This is a genomic window from Leptospira meyeri (assembly GCF_004368965.1).
Lineage (GTDB): Bacteria > Spirochaetota > Leptospiria > Leptospirales > Leptospiraceae > Leptospira_A > Leptospira_A meyeri.
In genome coordinates, this window is sequence record NZ_SORO01000001.1 from 1,715,340 (window position 1) to 1,736,267 (window position 20,928).

The 20,928-nt window shown below is 34.8% G+C and carries 18 protein-coding genes; 4 read left to right on the forward strand and 14 right to left on the reverse strand.

Features of this window, described 5'->3' with window-relative positions; genetic code table 11:
- Nucleotides 1-11 precede the first annotated feature (11 nt).
- The 4 genes from CLV96_RS07960 to CLV96_RS07975 are packed head-to-tail and all read left to right on the forward strand — an operon-like array spanning nt 12 to nt 4,444.
- Nucleotides 12-1,574, forward strand: coding sequence for a peptidoglycan DD-metalloendopeptidase family protein (locus CLV96_RS07960; protein ID WP_040917343.1), 1,563 nt, complete (start codon nt 12-14; stop codon nt 1,572-1,574).
- The gene (locus tag CLV96_RS07965) at nt 1,571-3,508 is read left to right on the forward strand and encodes an ankyrin repeat domain-containing protein (RefSeq protein WP_004786600.1); all 1,938 of its coding nucleotides are present in this window, start codon (nt 1,571-1,573) and stop codon (nt 3,506-3,508) included. Before CLV96_RS07960 ends, CLV96_RS07965 begins: the two co-directional genes overlap by 4 nt.
- Nucleotides 3,508-3,942 carry a Crp/Fnr family transcriptional regulator gene (locus CLV96_RS07970; RefSeq protein WP_004787483.1) on the forward strand — a complete coding sequence of 145 codons (435 nt, stop codon included), beginning with the start codon at nt 3,508-3,510 and terminating at the stop codon, nt 3,940-3,942. Before CLV96_RS07965 ends, CLV96_RS07970 begins: the two co-directional genes overlap by 1 nt.
- Nucleotides 3,932-4,444: a Crp/Fnr family transcriptional regulator gene (locus CLV96_RS07975; protein WP_004787359.1), complete on the forward strand. Its 513-nt coding sequence runs from the start codon at nt 3,932-3,934 to the stop codon at nt 4,442-4,444. Before CLV96_RS07970 ends, CLV96_RS07975 begins: the two co-directional genes overlap by 11 nt.
- Here the strand turns inward: CLV96_RS07975 and CLV96_RS07980 are convergent, their stop codons facing one another.
- The 14 genes from CLV96_RS07980 to CLV96_RS08045 form a co-directional block, all read right to left on the reverse strand.
- The gene (locus tag CLV96_RS07980) at nt 4,445-5,158 is read right to left on the reverse strand and encodes an SDR family oxidoreductase (protein ID WP_004786418.1); all 714 of its coding nucleotides are present in this window, start codon (nt 5,156-5,158) and stop codon (nt 4,445-4,447) included.
- Nucleotides 5,155-6,072, reverse strand: a complete 918-nt coding sequence (locus CLV96_RS07985) for a CE1 family esterase (protein ID WP_004785295.1) — start codon at nt 6,070-6,072, stop codon at nt 5,155-5,157. The genes CLV96_RS07980 and CLV96_RS07985 overlap by 4 nt, the downstream gene beginning before the upstream one ends.
- Nucleotides 6,069-6,602, reverse strand: a complete 534-nt coding sequence (locus CLV96_RS07990) for a hypothetical protein (RefSeq protein ID WP_004784047.1) — start codon at nt 6,600-6,602, stop codon at nt 6,069-6,071. Before CLV96_RS07990 ends, CLV96_RS07985 begins: the two co-directional genes overlap by 4 nt.
- Complete coding sequence (locus tag CLV96_RS07995; protein ID WP_004787117.1) at nt 6,592-7,206, reverse strand: hypothetical protein; 615 nt, start codon at nt 7,204-7,206, stop codon at nt 6,592-6,594. The genes CLV96_RS07990 and CLV96_RS07995 overlap by 11 nt, the downstream gene beginning before the upstream one ends.
- Before the next feature lie 9 nt (nt 7,207-7,215).
- Nucleotides 7,216-8,322, reverse strand: a complete 1,107-nt coding sequence (locus CLV96_RS08000) for a DNA alkylation repair protein (RefSeq protein WP_004786740.1) — start codon at nt 8,320-8,322, stop codon at nt 7,216-7,218.
- A 176-nt stretch (nt 8,323-8,498) separates the two neighbouring features.
- Nucleotides 8,499-10,664, reverse strand: coding sequence for an ABC transporter substrate-binding protein (locus tag CLV96_RS08005; RefSeq protein ID WP_208325405.1), 2,166 nt, complete (start codon nt 10,662-10,664; stop codon nt 8,499-8,501).
- A gap of 48 nt (nt 10,665-10,712) precedes the next feature.
- Nucleotides 10,713-11,255, reverse strand: a complete 543-nt coding sequence (locus CLV96_RS08010) for a PadR family transcriptional regulator (protein ID WP_004787596.1) — start codon at nt 11,253-11,255, stop codon at nt 10,713-10,715.
- Nucleotides 11,255-12,139 (reverse strand): alpha/beta fold hydrolase, encoded by an 885-nt coding sequence (locus CLV96_RS08015; protein WP_004786625.1) that lies wholly within the window; start codon nt 12,137-12,139, stop codon nt 11,255-11,257. The genes CLV96_RS08010 and CLV96_RS08015 overlap by 1 nt, the downstream gene beginning before the upstream one ends.
- 1 nt (nt 12,140) lies before the next feature.
- Nucleotides 12,141-12,737 carry an NAD(P)H-dependent oxidoreductase gene (locus CLV96_RS08020; RefSeq protein ID WP_004785387.1) on the reverse strand — a complete coding sequence of 199 codons (597 nt, stop codon included), beginning with the start codon at nt 12,735-12,737 and terminating at the stop codon, nt 12,141-12,143.
- Between the two features lie 81 nt (nt 12,738-12,818).
- Entirely contained in the window at nt 12,819-13,817 is a 999-nt protein-coding gene (locus CLV96_RS08025) for a DUF1554 domain-containing protein (protein ID WP_004786537.1), read from the reverse strand.
- Between the two features lie 142 nt (nt 13,818-13,959).
- Complete coding sequence (locus tag CLV96_RS08030) at nt 13,960-14,499, reverse strand: NADPH-dependent FMN reductase (protein WP_004787288.1); 540 nt, start codon at nt 14,497-14,499, stop codon at nt 13,960-13,962.
- Between the two features lie 6 nt (nt 14,500-14,505).
- A complete protein-coding gene (locus CLV96_RS08035) occupies nt 14,506-16,926 on the reverse strand; it encodes an LA_1737 family protein (protein ID WP_040917342.1) in 2,421 nt (806 codons plus the stop codon).
- 61 nt (nt 16,927-16,987) lie between these two features.
- On the reverse strand, nt 16,988-17,866 hold the full coding sequence (locus tag CLV96_RS08040; RefSeq protein ID WP_004785282.1) for a hypothetical protein: 879 nt from the start codon (nt 17,864-17,866) through the stop codon (nt 16,988-16,990).
- 59 nt (nt 17,867-17,925) lie between these two features.
- A complete protein-coding gene (locus tag CLV96_RS08045) occupies nt 17,926-20,430 on the reverse strand; it encodes a methyl-accepting chemotaxis protein (RefSeq protein WP_004786118.1) in 2,505 nt (834 codons plus the stop codon).
- Nucleotides 20,431-20,928: the final 498 nt, after the last annotated feature.

The window sequence follows — 20,928 nt, forward strand, 5'->3', positions numbered from 1 at the left end:
TGGTTTGTTTTATGAAAAATCAGAAAATCCTTATCATCTCTATTTTTCTTTTGTTTTCTTCCTTACCTATTTTGTCTCAAACCTCACTTGAGGAGAGGGACAAACAAAGGCAATCAGGTCTTGTTTCTGCAAACCAAAAGAAACAAGAGGAGATTTTGCAAAAATACAATGACTTCGTTAGCCGTGTTCAGAACAAATTTCCCGGACTCAAAATCGCAAATTCTCCCGTCGACTTAAAACAAGCAGAAGGAATTTCTGAACACAATGCAGCACCAGGTGCTAAAGAAAAAAAATCAAAATCACTTTCTGCTATTGCTGGTGATAACTTTTTTTTACAACTAGAACCTTCCAATAGTCCATCCACACGATCGACCACAAAGGTGAAAAAAGGAGAATCTGTCGAAGTGGTAATGGTCTTAAAACAAGATGTAACTGCCAAAACAGAAAAACCACACTGGGTACTTGTAAGAACAAAATCAAAACAAGAAGGTTATATTACACAAGACTTACTTTCTCCAACCAAACCAGCGGTTAAATCAAGAAATACAGATGGATTGTCTTTAGATTTATCTTCTCTTTCCGGAAGAGTTGCAGAAACACCTAACACAAACTATTCGAATTCAAAAAAAGGAAAAGATATGTGGGTGGAAGCAAGTTCCCTTAATATGAGGGGAGAACCAGATGTAAATGCTTACGTTGTCGCACGATTACCTAAAGGTCAAAAAGTCAAAATTGAAACTTCCAGTAGTTCCGAAGAAACGATTGATGGCATTACTTCGCAGTGGCACCAGGTATCTTCCGCTTATGGCACAGGTTGGGTGTTTGGTGGGTATTTAAGTGCATCTGAAGTTGTCTCTTACGATGTACAACCGGGCGAAATCTCTTACCCACAAGAAAATCCAGATGAATTAAAAAATGGTGAAAAACGATTTGTTCGTTCCACTAGTCTAAGAATGCGAGATGAACCAAATGATTACGGTTCGGTTGTCACATCAATCCCTGGGGATGAAAAAATTAAAATCATCGATACAAAAAAAGAAATAGAAACCATTGGTGGAGTTAGATCCAGATGGATTTATATATCTTGGAATGATGAATGGGAAGGTTGGGTATTTGGAGGATTTGTTTCTAAGGAACGTGGACCTCTTGTCGACAGCGATGATATATCTAAATACTTTCAAATTCCTGTGGACAATGATCGCTATGTGTCTTCCAATTTTGGAACCAGAGTTGATCCTGTAACCGGAAAGGTTGGTGCTTTCCATTCAGGGATTGATTTACCTGCCTCCATTGGTACGCCGATAAAAGCAGTCAGCGATGGCAAAGTTTGGAGAACGATTACAACTAGCGGTGGTTATGGGATGCTGACTATCCTTAGTCATAAAAACAATATTTTCACCTACTATGCCCACCAAAATGAACGGCAAGTAAAAGAAGGTGACAGTGTCCGATCTGGGGATATCATTGGTCAGGTAGGAAACACTGGTAAATCAACCGGCCCACATTTACATTTTGAAGTTAGGAAAGGACCTGACCAACAAGCTTTGGATCCAGATGCTTATTTACCCAAATGAAACATAATTTTTTTACTTTCAGCATAGCCCTTCTATTCGTTTCTTTCGGATTTAGTTTTGCACAAGACAATCTAACCGAAACAAACACGATCACCTCAGTGGCGCCTGACATGGTGCAGATTTTATTAAAGGGAAATCCAAAAGATTTTGAAACTGCTATCACAAATGGTGGCGACATCAATGCCAGTGACGAATCAGGAAAAACTCTGTTAGTTCTAGCCGTTGAAAAAAACAAACCGAAACAATTTGAAATCCTTTTGAATCACGGAGCTGATTTAAACAGAAGAGATTTTTCCGGCAAAACATTGTTACACTACGTTGTCACATCTCGTTTCACAAACCAAATCAAAACCATTGTAGAAAAAGGTGCCGATCTAAACGCCTATGATGCAGACGGAAATACTGCCCTACATGTTGCGATACTTAAATCAAATCTCGCCGTACAAAAGTTACTAGTAGAAAGTAAAGCTGATGTAAATTTAAGAAACAATCCAAGGAAGTCCCCTCTTTATTTAGCTTTTGAAAAATCAAAATTAGATTCTATTACTTACCTCCTACAAAATGGTGCGGATATCAATCTCCCAGACTTAACAGGAAGAACTCCTGTATTTGTTTCCATTGACCAAAAAAATATAAAATTATTAAATCTAAGTTTGGATTCCAATGGGAACCCAAACACAGAAGATACAAAGTCCATCAGCCCCATTGTTTTTGCCATTGAAAAAGGATTCACACAGGGTGTGGAAGTTCTTTTGAACCGCGGTGCGAATATCAATACAAAAACACCCGAAGGTGAATCTCTGCTTTTTTATTCTGTAGAAAAGAAAAACCTGACAGTGACAAATTTGCTTCTCAAAAAAGGTTTGGATGTAGATTCCAAAAACTTAACTGGGAAAACTCTATTTGAAATCGCATTACAAAAAAACGACACCAATCTTTTGAAACTTGTTTTAGATGCAGGCGCGAATCCAAATCAGATTCTTTCCTCTAATAAAATCCCGCTCGAAGAATCTATTGAAACATCCAAATGGATTATCGCAGAAATATTAATACAAAAAAATGCCGATGTTTTAACACCAAACTCATCTGGATATTTACCCATTCATTTGGCCTCTAGAAAATCTGGATTAAAAATTGTAGAAGAATTAATTAAAAAAAACGTTCCCGTTGATGTTCAAAACCAGAGAACTGGAGAAACTGCACTTTCGTTGGCTCTAGAAAACAAACAACTAACAATCACTAAATTTCTTCTATCAAAAAAGGCCGACCCCAATCATAAACAAAAAGATGGATCAAGTCTTGTTTTTTCAGCCCTTGAAAGAAAAGATGCGGAAGGTTTCAAACTTTTGGTTTCCGCTGGTGCCAACCTACAAACACTCAATGAAGAAGGGGAAAATTTAATTACAACAGTTTGTAAGTTAGACATCGAAAAAAAGGATCAAAAATTTTCTGACGAAACTATCAAATTATTGATTAGCAAAGGTGTAAACCCTAACACAAAAAACAAACGAGGGTTAAGTGCTCTTCACATTGCGCTCAACCGAAATCGCACAGAAACAATGTCCCAACTCATTACATTAGGTGCTGATCCTAACCTAACAGATAATAACGGACTGACCGTATTACATAAGGCCATTCAAAAATTCTTATCTTCCAAAGATAACAACCAAACAGAAAACTATAAGAAACTAGTACTATTCCTAGTAGAAAGAAGAGCGAACTTAAACCAACAAGATAAATTAGGGAAAACTATACTTTCCGAACTAGCAATCCAGTTTGATCCTGGTAAAAGTGATTCCATTTTGGAATTGGCGAGGGTCTTCGTTTTAAATGGCGGAGATTCTAAACTAGAAGATAAATTGGGAAAGTCTCCTCTGGAATATGCGGAGGATAAAAAAATACCTGAACTGATTGAGATTTACCGCGGCCTTTAATGTCCATTCCTAAAAAAGACAATCGAATCAACATCTTTGACTTCGTGAATACTGTCCCTACAAAGACATTCAAACGAGGAGAAATCATTGTAAGAGAAGGTGAACCGTCTAACGAAAAGATGTATTTCATCTTAAGTGGTTCCCTTTCTGTTGGAATGGGTGCACCTGACCAAGGAAATTTTCATGAAGTAAGAAAACTTTCTACTGGCGAATTTTTCGGCGAAATTGCACTTATCTCCAGCCATCCTAGAGCGATGACGGTTTTTATTGATTCAGACAGAGCACAACTCGGGATCCTTGATAAACAAAACTTAACTCGCATTGCAAATTCAAACCCAATGTTTGTATATGCATTGCTACAAACTTACGTTGAACGTTTAATTGAAGCAGAACAAAGATTAAAAGATCTTACGGAGTCAAGTGATGGGACTTAAAGAATCTCTCGCAAAACTAAGTATGATCAATATCAAACGTGGAGAGGTGCTCTTTAAAGAAGGAGTTCCTTCGAACGGAGCCATGTTCTTTTTGTTCGAAGGACAGTTGGACATTTATAAACAAATCGAAGGCAAACATATAAAACTAAGAAGTATCCTGCCTGGTGAGTTCTTTGGAGAAATGGCTATTATCAATAATAGCCCAAGAGCCGCTTCGATAGTTGTTGTTTCAGAAATGGCTAAACTTGGTATTATTAACCGAACAACCTTTGTTCAGATGAGCCAAGAGAGTCCTGAATTTTTATTTTTATTACTCAAAAAAGTAATCGAACGATTGTATGAAACCGATGGAAAAATCAGAGCCATCAAACGGAAACAAGATGAAGATTCGATGATTGCTAAAGTAATCCCTGCATCTGGCACAAACACAGATAGTAGCGGAAGTGATTCAACAAACCAACCGGAACCATTCTCAGATGATATCGCTCCTATTGGGGAATGATTATTGATTCTGTTTTTTACGTTTAATTTTAAATAGTTCTGGAGAAATTTGAATCTCCGGAACTACCCAATGCCGATCTTCCACAACCAATTCTTTAATTACTTCTGCGATTTGACTGGGTAATAAATAGGAATTTGGATCTTCATCCGGTTCAAAATTTAAGTGATTATAAAAATCGGTTTTTGTGATGTCAGGTATGACCAGATGAACTTTTACACCAAACTTACGTAACTCAGCAAACAACTCCCTTGAATAATGATGAATCCCTGCTTTGAGAGAAGCATATACGTTGCCCCAAGGTGAAATTTCTTTTCCTGCCACAGAACCTATAAAAATAATTCGTCCATGGTTTTGTTTCAAAAATCGTGTTAGTTGACTCGTAAGCAACATTGGAGCTGTTATATGAACGTTAATCATCTCACGAATTCTTTCGGAAGACAATTCTTCAACAGGGGCAAAATAAGCAAGACCCGCTGAGTGAACCAATAAAGTAATTTCATTTTTTTTGGGAATACGAACCAAAAGTTGATCAAGATCTTTCGCATTAGAAAGATCGCAAGAAAACAGATGAAATGATTCGTTTTTGAATTGGCAGTGTTCTGGGTTTCGACAAACGCCATAAACAAAATATCCCATACCAACTAACATCTGAGAAATGGCAAGCCCTATACCCCGAGAAGCCCCGGTGACCAAAGCTATTTTGGAAACTGTCACAAACTCTCCATAAAATCCCAAACAAGTTTGGAACCATCAATAACTTTCGTGGTTTTTCCCTGATTGATAAAAGGAATCATTGGAGTTTCACCTGGCCAACTATGCCCAAGACCATTTAGCTGAATCAATCCAACTTTTTTACCTTCGGCACAACTTTCATATCGAAGAAAATCAATTTTTATTTCGCTAAAATCCTCTTTAAATGCTTCTGATTTTTTGTTAACTGAATCTGAACATTGATTCCACTCTTTCCAACGCAAAAAAGAATCATCAACAGATAAAATTTCTCCGCCGTCTCTCACGTAACCACCGCTATATGGAACAAGAGGATCGTCTGTCCCGGCAATAATCCCTACCGATACGGGATTTGTTTTTAGTGTTATTTTTTGTTTGAGTGTAAAAACTGACATTTGTGCAGCCACACTCACAACGCCTTTCCATAAGTTCGGCCTTTCAACAGCAAGTCTTTGGGCCATAAAACCACCATTGGAGTGTCCCACTAAAAATATTTGTTTCGGGTCAACAGAACCTTCAGCAATCATACGTTTTACTATTGATTCGATAAAAACTATATCGTTAATCTGATCTTCGTCTGCCGGGGTATTTCCTCTTCCGTCAGCCCAACTTCTTTTGTAACCGTCAGGGAATACTACAACAAACCCTTTGGAATCGGAAAGGATATCTAACTTAGTTTGCCTGATCATTGAAGATCCCGATCCAAATCTTCCATGTAAAGCAACTAACAATGGTATTTGTGATCCATTCCAGTTTTTAGGATAGTGAACAATATAGGTTCTTTTTTTATCTTGGATATCGAAAGAATCTATTTTTTCATTGGGTGATAATCTTCGAACCAATCCAAAACAAGAAACAAATAAAAAGCCAGAAATTATAACCAAATAAAAACCTTTCATATTTCTTTTATCTCCTGCTTTGTTGCCTCAATCAATTGTTCTTTATAAATTCGATTTGGCCAATGAGTGATCATAAGCAAAACAACAGGGATCCCTCTCCATTGATCCATACCGATATCATATATTGACTCGTTTACAAAAACTCCAAGATTCCTATAACGGAACATAAGTGTATATTCGGTTCTAATATGTGAAGGTACAAGCCCCCCCGATAAAAAAGTTAAAACGAAATTCAGTCGATGGATGAATAAATATCTATATACTGGATCTTTTTTTTGTAAAATGACTTCTAACTCTAAATTTGAGTTTGGGTCTTGTACAAAACCTGAATTGAGCAGCGTTTCTTGAATCTGTTTTTGTTCCTGTTCATATCGATAAAATCCAGTAAAAACAATTCTAACTTTTTCTTTGGGAATAGAATAAAGTTTGCGTTCTTTAGAAGTAACTAAATCAGGAAATGCAGCACAATTAAAAAACAAAAGAAAACAAAAGAACGAAAGAAACATTAGAAATTGAGATTTACAGTTCATCCTGAGCATCTCCTAAAAATTTGGATACCTTCTCTGTAAGGATAGTCTTCCATTCATTCCGATCATCACCCCACATTAGTAGAAGAGAAACCCAACCAAACACTCGATAAGACTCCATCGGATATCGGAACTCCTTTTCTAATTTTCCTTTCCTACTTAGGCGAAAAACCAAATAATCGTCATCTCTATCTATATCTGGGATAATAAAAACAGTACTAATTGCGAGGAACCGATTGAGCAAATAAGCACCGAACCTTATTGGATCTCTCTCCGGTAAATAAGAAACAGGCTCCGTTGATTCCCCTAGAAAAAATTTAAATCTGGGACTTGATTCCAGAATGATTTGCAGATGTGCATCTGCGTTTGTTTGGTTTTGGTATCGAACAGATGTAAATTTTCCAGATGATTGTAAGGCGGAAAGAATATAAGAAATTCTACGACGATCAGCTTCATCATCCCAACCAATTAATTCATAACTTAAAGATTTATCTTTGATATGTTTTGAAAAATCCAATTTAGGTCTTTCTGAAGAATAAAAAACAGAACAAAACTCAAAGACAAAAGGAAAAAAAAATACAATCAGAATAAATAGTTTTTTTCTCAAACTTGGTCCCTATCCTCTTTTCAATTCGAATTTTCGCATATCATATTCATTTCCGTTTAGCAAAATAGAAACCGTATGGGTTCCAGGATAATATACTCGAGTGGTAATGGGTGCAAATGAATGTTTTTTGGTAATCTCTATTGTCTCAGATGGTAATAACATTCGTTCGCCTAACTGAAACACTTTAAAACCATGATTTCCATTTGATAACCGGAATCCAATTTTATATTCTAATCTCAATTTCGTTTTATCTTTTGAATTTTGACTCAAAGCGATTTTAAATTCAAGTGCATTTCCAACCTTAACTTCCTTCTTTGACAAAGAAAATTTAAATTTTTGCGGTTTCCATTTTGTGTTATATGAAAAGAAACCTAAAGCTTGGGTATTTCCTTTTTTAAGAAGTGTACGGAGAGAATGTTTTAAGGTTTTGTCTAACTCAGGTGTTTTGCCAAACTTATGATTACAGAATTTTAATACTAGTTCTGGATTTAACTTCGATATATCATTTAAGTGGTTTGCAACACTCCTGCGGACAATTTCGTTCCGATCATCCCAAAGAGATTCGAGTATCGACAAATGAATTTCTGGATTTTTTTTGATTTCTGGAATTCCAATTCCCCATGGCAACATTGGACGACTCCCTTCACTGGCCAACCTTCGAACCATAGGATCTTTGTGTTTAGACCACAGGAACATTTGTTTTAAAGTTTTGTCAAAATGTTGTTTATAAAAAAAACGAATCGCAAATTCAGAGCTGGAAAAGACTGTGATTTTTTCAAAGGCCTTCATTGATGTCTGAAAATCACTTAACCCGGATTTGGTGACAATATCGTTCAAAAAAATATATGGAAAATTAAAATCAGATACCCCTTGGTTACGGAGTGAATCAATTAATGTAAGAATATTTTGATAAATTTCTGCGATCGGACCCTGCCAATTTTGAACCACAACTTCGGCAAGTCTGTTGATTCTTTCTTTTAACTCCATCTCCTTCCAAGGAGAGGAAAAAACCTGTTTCTGAAATTCCAAGGGTTTAATTTTGGGATCAACAACATTCAGGTGATTTCCCAAATTCAATACCCATTCACGGGAGTACATTTCTTTTAATGGATCCATACAAACTAGAACGAGTCTAGATTTGCCTATCCTAATTGAAATCGAAAAAGCAAACTTGTACTAATTTACGAAATGCAAATAACTGTTAAAATCCTTCTTATTTTGAGTTGAAACCTGATCAATTGCCTTTCGGTGAATATACGATGAGCGTATATAAGAATCGTAATCAGGAATTATTAAATAGAACTCATCTCTTCTTCTGCAATTGGCAACCAAATGGAAAAACAAGCTCCCTTTGGTACATCTTCCAATTCAATTTTTCCTCCCGTTTGTAAAACAATCTTCTTACAAATATCAAGACCTAAACCCATTCCTTCCCCATCAGGTTTTGTAGTAAAAAATGGATTAAAAATCTTATCTTTGATAGTGTCAGGAATCCCCGTACCAGAATCAATGATAGAAACTTTGATCCACGGTTCAATTGATTGAACTTTGATTTCTAATCTACCGGCATAACCCATGGCTTGCAGGGCATTGTTCAGGAGGTTGATCCAAACTTGATTGAGTTTGTCTCTATTTCCTTTGCACTTTTTGTTAGTTAAATAAGACTTAACTATATCAACTTTACTTAGATTGTAATGATAAAGAGAAAGAATAGTTTCTATTTCAAAAATAATATCGACTACAGTATTTCCACTCAAAATTTCTTTATCGGTAACCAGATAACTTTTTAAAGCCCGAATCACATGTGTCGCTTTTTCAGAAGCTACTGAGATAATCTGATTAGAACGATAGGCCGCTGATATCGTTGCAACAGTTTCTAGAATGGTAAGAGAATTTTCACTTTCTAAAATCTGTGTGAGTTCATCTCCTAATCGATAAGCACCCGTTTCAACGACTAATTGCATATGTTTTCCATATAAATCCATCTTTAATATGGATTTATATTTCGAAGCAAGGTCTTTCTTTATCAATCTCTCCATCTTTCCCTCAAGGAAGGTTTGGTTTTTGATACTTTCTTCTAATACTTTGTTAAATCGAAAAGAATCTTCTTTGCTAAATCCAAGAATAGTTTCGACGATTTTATTAATTTTATTATTAAGAAAATCTGCAAGAGATTGGTTGGAAGAAACAATGGCTCCCAATGGAGTATTCAATTCATGGGCCATACCAGCGGCCAGTTGTCCGAGCACTGCCAACTTTTCAGACGCTAGTAGTCGATCTTGAGCTTCTGTGAGTTCTTTTAAAGTATTCAACAAACTTTGATTTAATACTTGTAAATATTCATTAGAATTCTTTAATTCTTCGGTTCGAAGTTCGACTTGTTTTTTTAAATTCTCAGAATATTGTTTGTCCAAACGACGCCACTGGACCAACCAAACAATTACAAAAATAGTAACAACTGCGCCAAAAGAATAATAAATCCAATCATAACTTGTTGGTGGATTGGGATCATAAATAAAATCTCGTAGATTCATATTTTTTGGAAGCATTCCCAAATCAGCATATACATCATTGATGTGTTTCCAACGACCTGGATTCATATAACCCATCTCCACAAGTACAGGTTGGATTAATGGAATCATTTGTTTTGCTTCAAATAATAGTCTTTCCTTCGAATTTCTTTTAGAATATTTTTCATAAATCAAATCTACAATTTCTTCTTGATGGCTCATTGCATATTGCCAACCACGAAGACTTGCTTCCCTAAACGCCTTTACTCTATCGGGATGTTTTTGAACCTCGACTTCACTTGTAAAAAAATTATCTCCGTAAAAATCAATTCCGGCCACACGAGGAGAATATTCCACAAAAGGGAATCCTGCTTTTTTGAAATCATAGGCTTGTGTTGTGGCATATCCCGAATATGCATCCACCTTACCCGTAATCAAATCATTCGGATTAAATTTATGTTCTATGAGTTTTAAATCTTTTAGTTCTATGCCTTCTTTTTTGAGATAAGCTACAATTTCATCCATCCGAGGAGTTAACATCACTCGTTTACCAGCTAAGTCATGAATACTTTGTATATTGGAACTTTTTTTAAAAAACAGAACGGAAGGTGAATGTTGAAAAATTACAGCGAGGACAACCACTGGTTTCCCAGCGTATCTTTCTTGGATAAGTTCATTACTTCCTACACCATAATGGCCGGGTGATTGGATTACTTTTTCATGAATTCCTTTGATTCCAATTGTACTTTCAAAAATCTCTACATCAAGTCCAAGATCTTTGTAATAACCTTTTTCAAGTGCGGCATAGTATCCTGCAAACTGAAATTGGTGAAACCATTTTAGATGAAGGGTTACTTTCTCATTTCCAAAAATTGGAGAACAAAATATAAATATGACACAAACCAAGAACACATCGTAACATCTTTTAGAGACAGTGCCCCAGCCCATCATCTGTTTTTTTTATAGATTATTTCTATCAAATCAATAATAAAAAAATCAGCTTTTAATTTTACTTTTAACTTTGTCAATCCAATCTAAGTTTAGTTTTGTTTGTTTTTCTGCATATTCAAGAGTTAAAGACCAATATTCCAAGTCAGGATGTTTTTCCCAATCTTCATCAAGTTCCTTTTGAAAGTTCTTTAGTAGCTTTAAATCTTCCTTTTGTTTACGGACTTCCTCTTCTAACTGTTGAGTTAGTAATTTTGGATTCATATGCCTTCCAAAAAATACTTTAAATAACAATTCGTTTCTTTTGTTTGATTGGATCGGAGATTCGTCCATCCAACGTCGAAACGTTTCAAGTCCAGGACGCGTGATTTTATAAACTTTTTTCTTTTTTCCGTTGTTATCAGTTTTTTCCCATTCTCGAATCAAACCTTCTTCTTCTAATTTTGCCAAAGTAGGATAGATTTGTCCGAAACTTTCACTCCAGAAAAAACTAATGGTGGACTCAATGTATTTGCGAATTTCGTAACCGTTCATTTCACATTGGGAAAGGATTCCTAACAATGCATATTGTGTTTTGCTTTCTCTTTTCATTAGATTAGATCGTTGATAAATTGATTATATGTTGAAACAACTTCTTCAGGCGACTCAATCTGTGGCCAATGTCCAATCTTTTCAGATAAAAAATAAATTGGTCTCGAAGGAAAAACTTTAGAAAAACGTTCTGCCATATTTATACCTGAGTTTGGATCCGCTGGTCCACAAATATAACAAAATGGGATCTCTGTATTCAACATAGCGTTTATCCATCGTTTTTGATAATAAACTTTTTCAAACACCAGTCGGCCAATCAGATAAGCTATCGATTTTCCTTCTTTATAGTTTAATATTTCCCAAAAGATATTTAGCCAATTTTTGTTTGGTTGGGTATCTGGTCCAAAAACACGCAAAATTGATGCCTCTACAGATTTACGACTCATTACCTTACTTATCAATTTTCCGATGACGTTCGGAGTTTGAGATAATATTCTTTGGATGAGTCTTGGATTGTAAGCATCAGCAAACAAACCACCATTCATAAAAGCAATAGAACCAATTTTAAATTTATTTTTTTCTGGTGAAGACAACATTTCTTGCACGACACTAACAGCTAAATCATGAGCCAAAATATCTGTTTCAATGACTCCCAAACTATTTGCTACTTCATTTACAATTTCTACGTATTCTTCAAACGAATAACGGTGATTTTGTGGTTTATCAGAAAAACCCATACCTAAAAAATCAAGAAGAATGACCTTCCTATTTTTGGATATTTTAGGAATCACCAAACTCCAATCATAACTATTAAACGGATAACCATGCAAAAGAAATAAATTTCTCCCTTCTCCAATTGTTCGATAGTATATAGAATGGCCCTTAAAATCCAAGTATTGTCCATTGGATTCAAATTCATTTAGTTCGTTATTAGAAAATTTCATATTATTTACCTTGTTTGGCAAGAGATTCAACAAGTTTTGTCCATTTCAAAAAGTCGGGTTGTTTACGTGTCCTTACTTGACCAAAAATGGTTACTTTAACAGGAGACACTCCACAAAATTCTAAGGTGCCAAACTTTAGCAAATGAACACCGGGAGACTTATTAAACCATTTGTAATACCAACTAGGAGCGTCCATCGTTACAAAGATACGAGCTGTTTTATTTAACAAAAGTTTTTCGGGAAGCGGTGAGTTTTTTCGATACTTAAAAGAAAAGCCCGGTAAAAACACCCGGTCAATCCATGCCTTTAAAATCGCTGGCATACTTGCCCACCAACTGGGAAATACAAACACTAAATGGTCTGCAGCCAATATCAATTTTTGGCTTTGAATCAAATCTGGTTCAAGGATTTGAGTAGAATCTTTTTTATGACCCGAATATAAGTTATAATCGAATTTTAGTTCAGAGAGTTTGATAAAATTGACAATATGACCTGATTGTTTCGCTGAATTTACATATGTCTCTGCCAAATGACCACAAAGAGAACCCGGGTTGGGATGACCTAAGATTACAAGAATATTCTGTTGGTTTGGTTTCATTTGACCCCATATCTATTAGATATATTTTTAAGCTATATCTGGAAGATATAAATTGTCAATACGAAAATTAGAAATTTTTCCTTATTGTTCTGCGCAGTAAAACTTTAAATCACTAGTACATGCTACGTTCAAATTATTAAGGAGTGCTCCCGAAGTACTACTAGAACTGCCTACAACTCCATTTCCAGAAACTGAATTTCCCCAATTGGAACAATGGTCCGGTTGCGCATCCCAGGAGGTACCCATTCCTGTCCAAGTTGTTACCGAGCCTGGATCAATTCCTGCTAGAACGGGGAACGTTAGTAAAGAAACTCCATTTGTAGTGCCAATGAGAGTAATATTGTTACTTTGATAATACGAAGCATAAGGTTTTAAAACCCAATCTACTTGACCATCGCCAGCATTTGCCGTTACACTTGCGATTCGAACTCCCGTATCAGTGACAAGCATCGCCTTACATTGGGATCCCACTGGACACTTTGGATCCATTGAACACATGGCATCTGCTCCAACAATCCCACCTAAATTTCCTTTGGTGAGCGTTGAATTTACAAATAACCTTTTATCATTATCTTGAATCTGCATCAAAATCAATCTTTCTTGGAGTCGCAAATTACTATCCGCTGAAGTCGGCACAAAACGAATTAGAAAATCTCTAGTTCCATTTAATAAGGTATCATTTACTGCTGTTACCGTAATCATGCGTTCCAATTGCCAATCATTTGGTGTCCAAATTATCGAAGTTGGACTGACAGTTGCATAAGAAGGATTTGAAACTACAATGTTTACATTTACATTTTCTTTTGGCTCGGACCCAAGATTTAATTTATAAGTTAGTGAAGAACCAAAAGCTGCATTCCCACCATGTTCGGAAATAAGACCTGTCGTCGAACTGAGCAAAAGGCCGAAATTATCTTTGATCGTGATACCGGGGAAACAGGCGTTTTTTTGTTCACCAGAAACTGCCAAAACCAAAAAAGTCTCAACAAAGGATTTCGATTCTGGATCACAAGGATTATTATAAAGATTTTTGCTACAAGATAGAAAAAGAACACCGATTAAAAGAGTTCTAAAAAACATGGAATATCATCTCTTAATTCTACTAGATCTTGAAATCGATAATTTCAAGCAATGAAAATAAAGACCAATATAAAAGCCTAATGAACGTTATCTGAAACCGAAATTATTCTGTAAAAATTCCATTACGAATCAAAAAATTTTACTAATTTCTTAATAAGGATAAAAAATTTGACATTAAATTTTGAACTGATTGCTTTGATTGTGGATCAGTAATTTCACCATCAACAGATACCTTTCCTTTTACTCCAGAAATCAACAAATTGGTATTTTCAGATAACTTAGCGCCGATTGTTTTCAAAACTAAAAGCAAAGATTCATGTGCCTTTTCACCAACAGAGGCTGCCGTGATGAGAGCAACTGGTTTATCCGTAAATACAACAGAAGAAACTGCCCATTCAAGTGCATTTTTCAAAACACCAGGAATACTAAATACATACTCGGGAGAACATATTAAAATCCCATCTGCCTTTTCCACTTCCTTTAAAAAAGTTTTCACTATTTCTGGCGTTTCTGCATCAGAGATTCCAGACATAAAAAACGGAAAATTGGCGATCTGATCATACATCAACATTTCGCAATCATTTGTGTAATTGTATTTGATAGTATTTAGGATTTTTTTATTATAAGAAGAGGAACTAATTCCTCCTGAAATTGCAAGAACTTTCGGTTTTGATTTTGGCATAACTGATTAAATTGAAATCCCCATAATTTTTTTGGTTCCATCCATTTCTTTGGTATAAGAAAATAATTTTAAGATGGAAAACTTTTCATAACCGTTGTCTTCCGTTTGGTATTCCCAAAGCCAACCCCAAAGACTTCCTCTTTTTATATAACCTCGCTCTATCTCTGTTTTTTCCTGATACAAAGCACCAAGCAAAACATAGGTGGAGTATTGATTGTCTGATTTAGTTTTATTATGATAGTAACCAAGACCCGCAAGCAACAATTCCGTTTTTTCTTCTTCTGAATCAAAAAGGTAATAAAGAAATGGTCCATACAATCGGGATTTTTCTTTATCTGCATTTGCCGTTCTAACGATCGGGAAAAAATTATAGGTAGTTCGATGTGATCTATCATCATAACCTAACCATAAAAAAGTAATTCTATTAATTTCCGATTTCCCTTTATGAAAACCCCACAACAAACCGCCGACACTTCTGAATCGATAACTTGTTTCTGAATTTTCCGATTCAATTAAATATAAAAAATTATAATAATGGCCTTTTCGATTCCATTTCAAATAGTTCAAAAAAGTAAAAGTCGTAAATCCGTCATCGTTCCAGTCATTAAAAGATAAAGGAATTACTGAAAAACTAGAGTTCGTTTTATAAAACGGAAAAATCAAGAGGTGAGAAAGTTTTTCATCCTGCTCCAAAGGAACAAACGGTTTGCTTTTTGAATTTGAGGCATAGTCACGTTCTTTATACAATTCCCAATCTATAAACCAAAACAAATTGGTTCTACTTCCGCCATCTCTTATATTTCTATAAAAAAATGGAGTAATCCAAACGGTTTTCTCTTTTTCATAATTAGGATAATTTTTTTCTTCATACGAAATCCAGAAGGGCCAAAACAAAAATTGAATATCGGAATAAGCAGAATTTTTTGTTTTCCGATAGGATGATAACAATGTAAACGTATCACTATGTTGGTTTTTTTGAATACCATAGTTTCGATGAACATAAAACGGCAAAAACCTATGCCCGGAATCAATATCTGATTCATAAATATTCACGAAAGGCCAAAAATAAGAACTCTCTTTACGATTATTTTCTTTTATTTCTTCCGTTAAATAAACATTCAAAAGGTAAGCGCGAAATTCAGAATCCTTGTCTTTTTGTTTCCCATAAAATGGAAAGAGTATCTTGTATTCTAGATCATCCGATTGGTAACTAAACCAAATGGGAAAAAAAGGTGGCAATAACACAACATTATCTTTAGAGTTCTCATCCCAAGTAAACCAAGCAAGTGGCAACAAACGAATATGCTTTTTTGTATCGGCCTTTTCAAAAGAAAAAATTCCGAAAAGCAACTGGTATCCAAAAAAGCTTTCACTATTATCACGATTGAATTCTCTTTTTTTTATGACTTTCGGCTCGTTCGATTCAAAAGGAATTGTTTGTTTAGTCTGGTTACTTCCATTTATGACTTTGGTTCTCTGAGAATACCCAACTAAATTATACAAAATTCCAAAATCAAAATCGATAAACAAATTACCATCGTTAGCTGCAACATTTACATTAGCTGAATTTGTTTTCGTATACCATAACAAATTGATGTGATAATCTTCCTCCTCGTCGGCATAATTAAGATAAACAGGAAAAATAAAATCAAACTCCTTTCCTGGTTTCCTATATCTTCCAAAAAAAGGGAAGGTTACAAATAAACTTTCTTCCTTAGCCTTATTATTTGAATAGTAGACTGGACCCATCCAATATTCATTTTCATTTGACCTTTGATTTTGATAATAAAGAAAGATTGGCAAAAACAAATAATTGTTTTTGGAGTAATAAACTAAAGGAAAAAGAGAAAACTCATGAAATCCTTGATTCTCATTGATTTCAAAATGTAAAACAGTCAAAAAACGGGAATAATAGTTTTTATTTTCTCCAGAAATACCTCGATTATGATAGTATAACAAAGGAATAACGGGAAATCCCAATTTACTGTTTGTTTCATTAGAACTAGAAAAGAAAAAAGGAATTATTGTTAAATAAGATTCCTTTGCGTCTTTACCCCAAAAAATAAATGGATAAAAGGATTGATCAACCGCTTCTTTTTCTTTAGTTACGTTTACATTTAAAATTCGTTTGTATTCACGATTATCAGATTTACTTTGAATATGATAATAAAAAGGAAAAATAGATTTTGTTTTTGCTTTTGGATAATCATAATACCGATAGAATCCCAAAGCTCGCACGGAGTAGTGGTTTGTCCAATTTTCTACGTCATAGAAAATGTTACTCGCAGTAAACTTTGCACTTCTTTCGCTCCCATAAACTTTTATTTCCTTTTCTGATTCTAGGTCAGGCCAAGTTTTAGGGAAAATTCCAAGTGGGAAGGCAATAAAAAGAAAAACTAGAATATAACGATAGAAATTGATAACCATTGTGGCAAGAGCACCTTTCACAATTGGATCATTGTAATTCATCTTGCTTTTAGGCAAGAAATTACTTTGTTACTTTAGATGGATCTTTGATCGGCAAATCAATCAACTTTTTTGTTTTCTTGGGAATATGTTCGATGATCTCCGCAGCTTTCGGTATTCTAGAAGATGGTTTCATTTGGGAGTATTTATAATTTATTTCTGATAACAAAATGGGTTTAGAAGAAGGATACATTTGACCAATTTGTTTTTTACCTTCGCGGTCATACAAAGGAATCACTGACTTAGAAATGGAACGATAAGGAAGATAAGTAGAAACGTTAACTAAACGTCCCTCTTGATCATATTGATAATCATTAAAACCTAATACTATTTCTTCCTTTGATACAATGATACCTTCCATCACATCTTCAGTAAATTCATAGGTTCCTTTTCCCATTCCTAAGATAAAAGCAGTTCCCGTAAAAGCTACGAAAACAATACCAAAGGCAGCTAAAGCTACTACACTTGATGTAGCGTAAACGGGCATATAAACCGGAGAATTTTCATTAGCTCTTCGAATATCATACTCACTTCTCAAAGTCTGCCTAATTGAAAGATGTTTCGAAACATTGATCGCATAGTATACTGGATAGTATAAATATTCTTCGGGTTGCAAATTCATATCTTTTGAATCCACAAGAATAGCAATACTCCTTACGATACGATTGTTTTCTTTATCACGAAGTATTCCGTAATAAATTTTGCAATGAGTGTTTGGTCTTTCAATCGATTCGGAGACAATTGGCAAAAGAGATTTAGAAAATTCTAATTTTTCTACAAACTCTGCGGGTTTCAGACTAACATTTAGATTTTCTTTTGGAATATAAACTGTCTGCGTAGAACAAGAAAAATACGACAAAAGCAAAACAAATGTAAAACTATTTAATATGATTGATTTCATGTTTAGATTCAAAGAATAGAAAATATAATTCTACAATCTATAACAATCAATTTTTTACTTTAATATTTGTAGGCCTCAACCACCGTTTGCAAATGTTCTCCGGTCACTTCTATATCTTTTGCTGTTTCCAGGAGAACCAATGAATTATCAGCAATTACCTGCGTACCTGAAGCAATTGTTTCGATTGATTTAGAAATTTCACCTACAGCTACTTTTTCTTGCGTTGCCACACTTAATATTTGGAGCGAATTTTCATTAATTCTATGTACTGACTCCACAATTCGATCGGTGTCAGCAGATTGTTTTTCTTGAGCAAATCTTACTAACCTTGCAGTTTCTTGAATTTGTGAAATATTGCGCAGTAATCCCTGAAAACTCGCTTCTATATTCATCATAAGTCCAACACTAGTTTTAATTGCGTCCTTTGTATCTGTGGTTAATAATTGAATGTTACGAGTATTATGCGCAGTTTGTTCAGCGAGTTTCCCTATTTCTTGCGCAACTACGGCAAATCCACGTCCAAGTTCACCCGCACGTGCAGCTTCAATTGCAGCGTTAAGCGCAAGTAAATTAGTTTTATCTGAAATTTCGTTAATGATATTCAAAACTTCATCGATTAATTCGGCTTTTTGATTTACGATATGGATGGAATCTGCAGTATTTTTTGTAGTCAACATTCCATCATTTGCTTGTTTATAAAATTCTTCAGTTAAATTTGTCATCTGAAACATTGCGTTTGCAACGTCTGCCATTGCAGATTTGAAATCAGATGTCACTTTTTCGATTTCTTTCAAATGGTCGGTTTGTGTAGAGATACTTACAAAAACGTTTTCTACTGAAGCGGCTAGTTGTTCCGTTGCAGCTGAAGTTTCTTCAGTAGAAGTAGCTTGTTCTTGAGCGGTGGCTGAATAATTTCGAACTAAACTTGCTGCTTCTTTTGATTTATCTGATAACTCAGTTGAAACTTGCCTCAATATAAAAACTATTTCTGTGATATTCAAAATAAATACACCCATCCATTTTAAGAGCCCGCCGATTTCATCATTGATCCCATAATCCAAGTTTTCTTGGAGTTCTCCTGATCCACGAACAATTTGAGAAATGATATTTGTGCTGTTTCGGATTACGGACATGATACTTTGGATGATTAAATATTGGAGGAGAATAAAAAAAACAAGAGCTAAGGTAGTCAAAACAAGAACCAAAATTGCATAGTTTTTTGCAATTCTCGCCCTCTCTGTAAATTTCTCTGAAAGCTGTTTTGAAATGAACTCATTCACATTGAAAACTTGATCAATTAAATTCGTCGTAAGATTGTAATATTCTTTTGGTTTAAGTGTTGGTATTTTTTCAATAATTACTTTATTTTGAACCTGCTCTCGTAAAGAAGGAAAATCCGCTTCTGCCTTTTGGTATGCTTCGACAATCAACTTACCCTCAGGATTGAATTTACGAATGGAGTTCATACTAACATTAATGGAATCAAAGTGTCCCGCAACAGAACCTAAAATCTCTTGAAGCAAATTTTTTTCGAATGGATCTGCTTTTACCCCTTTGACTAAATGGGCCAAACCTGTCCCTCGAAGTTGTCCAAGTTTTTCTGCCAAGTATGGTAACTTAGTCAATGAAACTTCGATCATAAAGTAAGTGTCCTTATCTGGGTCCAAAAACAAACCAGACGACTCACCAACTTCATTATTTACATTTAACATTTTTTTGATAAGATTTACATGCTCAATATAACTTTCCTTAGCTGTTAAGGTTGAGTTTATGTCTTTTAGTAGGTTCCATTTTTTATGAATGTCTTTAGATTCTTCATAAACTTGAAAATGGGAACCTTCCTTTTCATTTAATATTAAAAAGATTTGATATGCCGCAACTAGCTCTTTCTCAATTGAATTTGCTTCCTCTTTGGCACTATGGTCTCCATTTAAAATACGGGCCATAAACCCTCGGTGTTTCGCTGTGAGTCGCATTAGTTTCGCAAGACTTAAATTATATTCTGCTCCTTTGAGTCGATTGACTGCAGATTCATACTCTTTTTTTTTAATCAAAATTAAATTGATACCCAAAACTAACATAAGTATAGCCATCAAACCAAATACAAATAAAAGTTTGGTTTTTATTTTAAATCTATTTAAAATCTTTTTTGGATTTAAACTAAAACCGGATTGGTTTTTTTTGGGATTTTGGAAAAAGTCATCTCCGCTTATGATTTGTTTTTCCGATGCGGTACGCCCAACAAACATATGCCCAACGGTTTTTCCGTCCTTATCATAATACGGTGTAATCGTTGTGTTGGCCCAAAAATATTGTCCTTGGCTCGTTTTGTTTTTTAGAAGTCCATTCCATGGTTCGTTTTCACTCAAGGTTCTTTGTATATTTTCATAAACCAACTCAGGAGTATCTGGGTTTTGGATTTTTTTGAACGACTGGCCCAATAACTCCTTCCGTTCAAATCCGCTTAGTTTAACCAAGTCATCGTTAACAAAAACAATCGCACCCGCAAGGTCCGTTTTCATTGATAAAGTTGTATTTTGTGGGATTGTCACCTGAAAACTCATACCGTTGCTCCGAACCAAATATAGAATCTAGAAAGAAAGGAAAAGAGAACTTGCGAATATGAAAATATGTTAAAGCAATCAAATAGTTACTCTTTTTAGTAAGAAGTTGGGAATCCTTTTTTTGCGGACAATGGAAAAAAGAACTATTTTAATTCAATTTTTATCCAGCTAACAAAGGATACTATTCTTACTTTTTTCTGTTTTACGCAATTTTTTACCCCCGAAATGCAATAAAATTAGAACGGACCGATTGTATTTTTACCGACGAAAGCGAATCCTGTTCTTTATTTTTGATCGGAATTGAATCCAATTGATTACAGCAAACCCGATATAACCTAACGCATAATAAATCCTTTTTGTTTTTTCTACCATCAAGTCCAAATTTTGGAAATTAAATGAATCTAAACTTTATTCTGTTTTATTAACACTAACATTCGTTATATATTTTTTTTAAAAAACAGCCCAGAATTCTAGAACTATTCTAGTAATAATTATAAA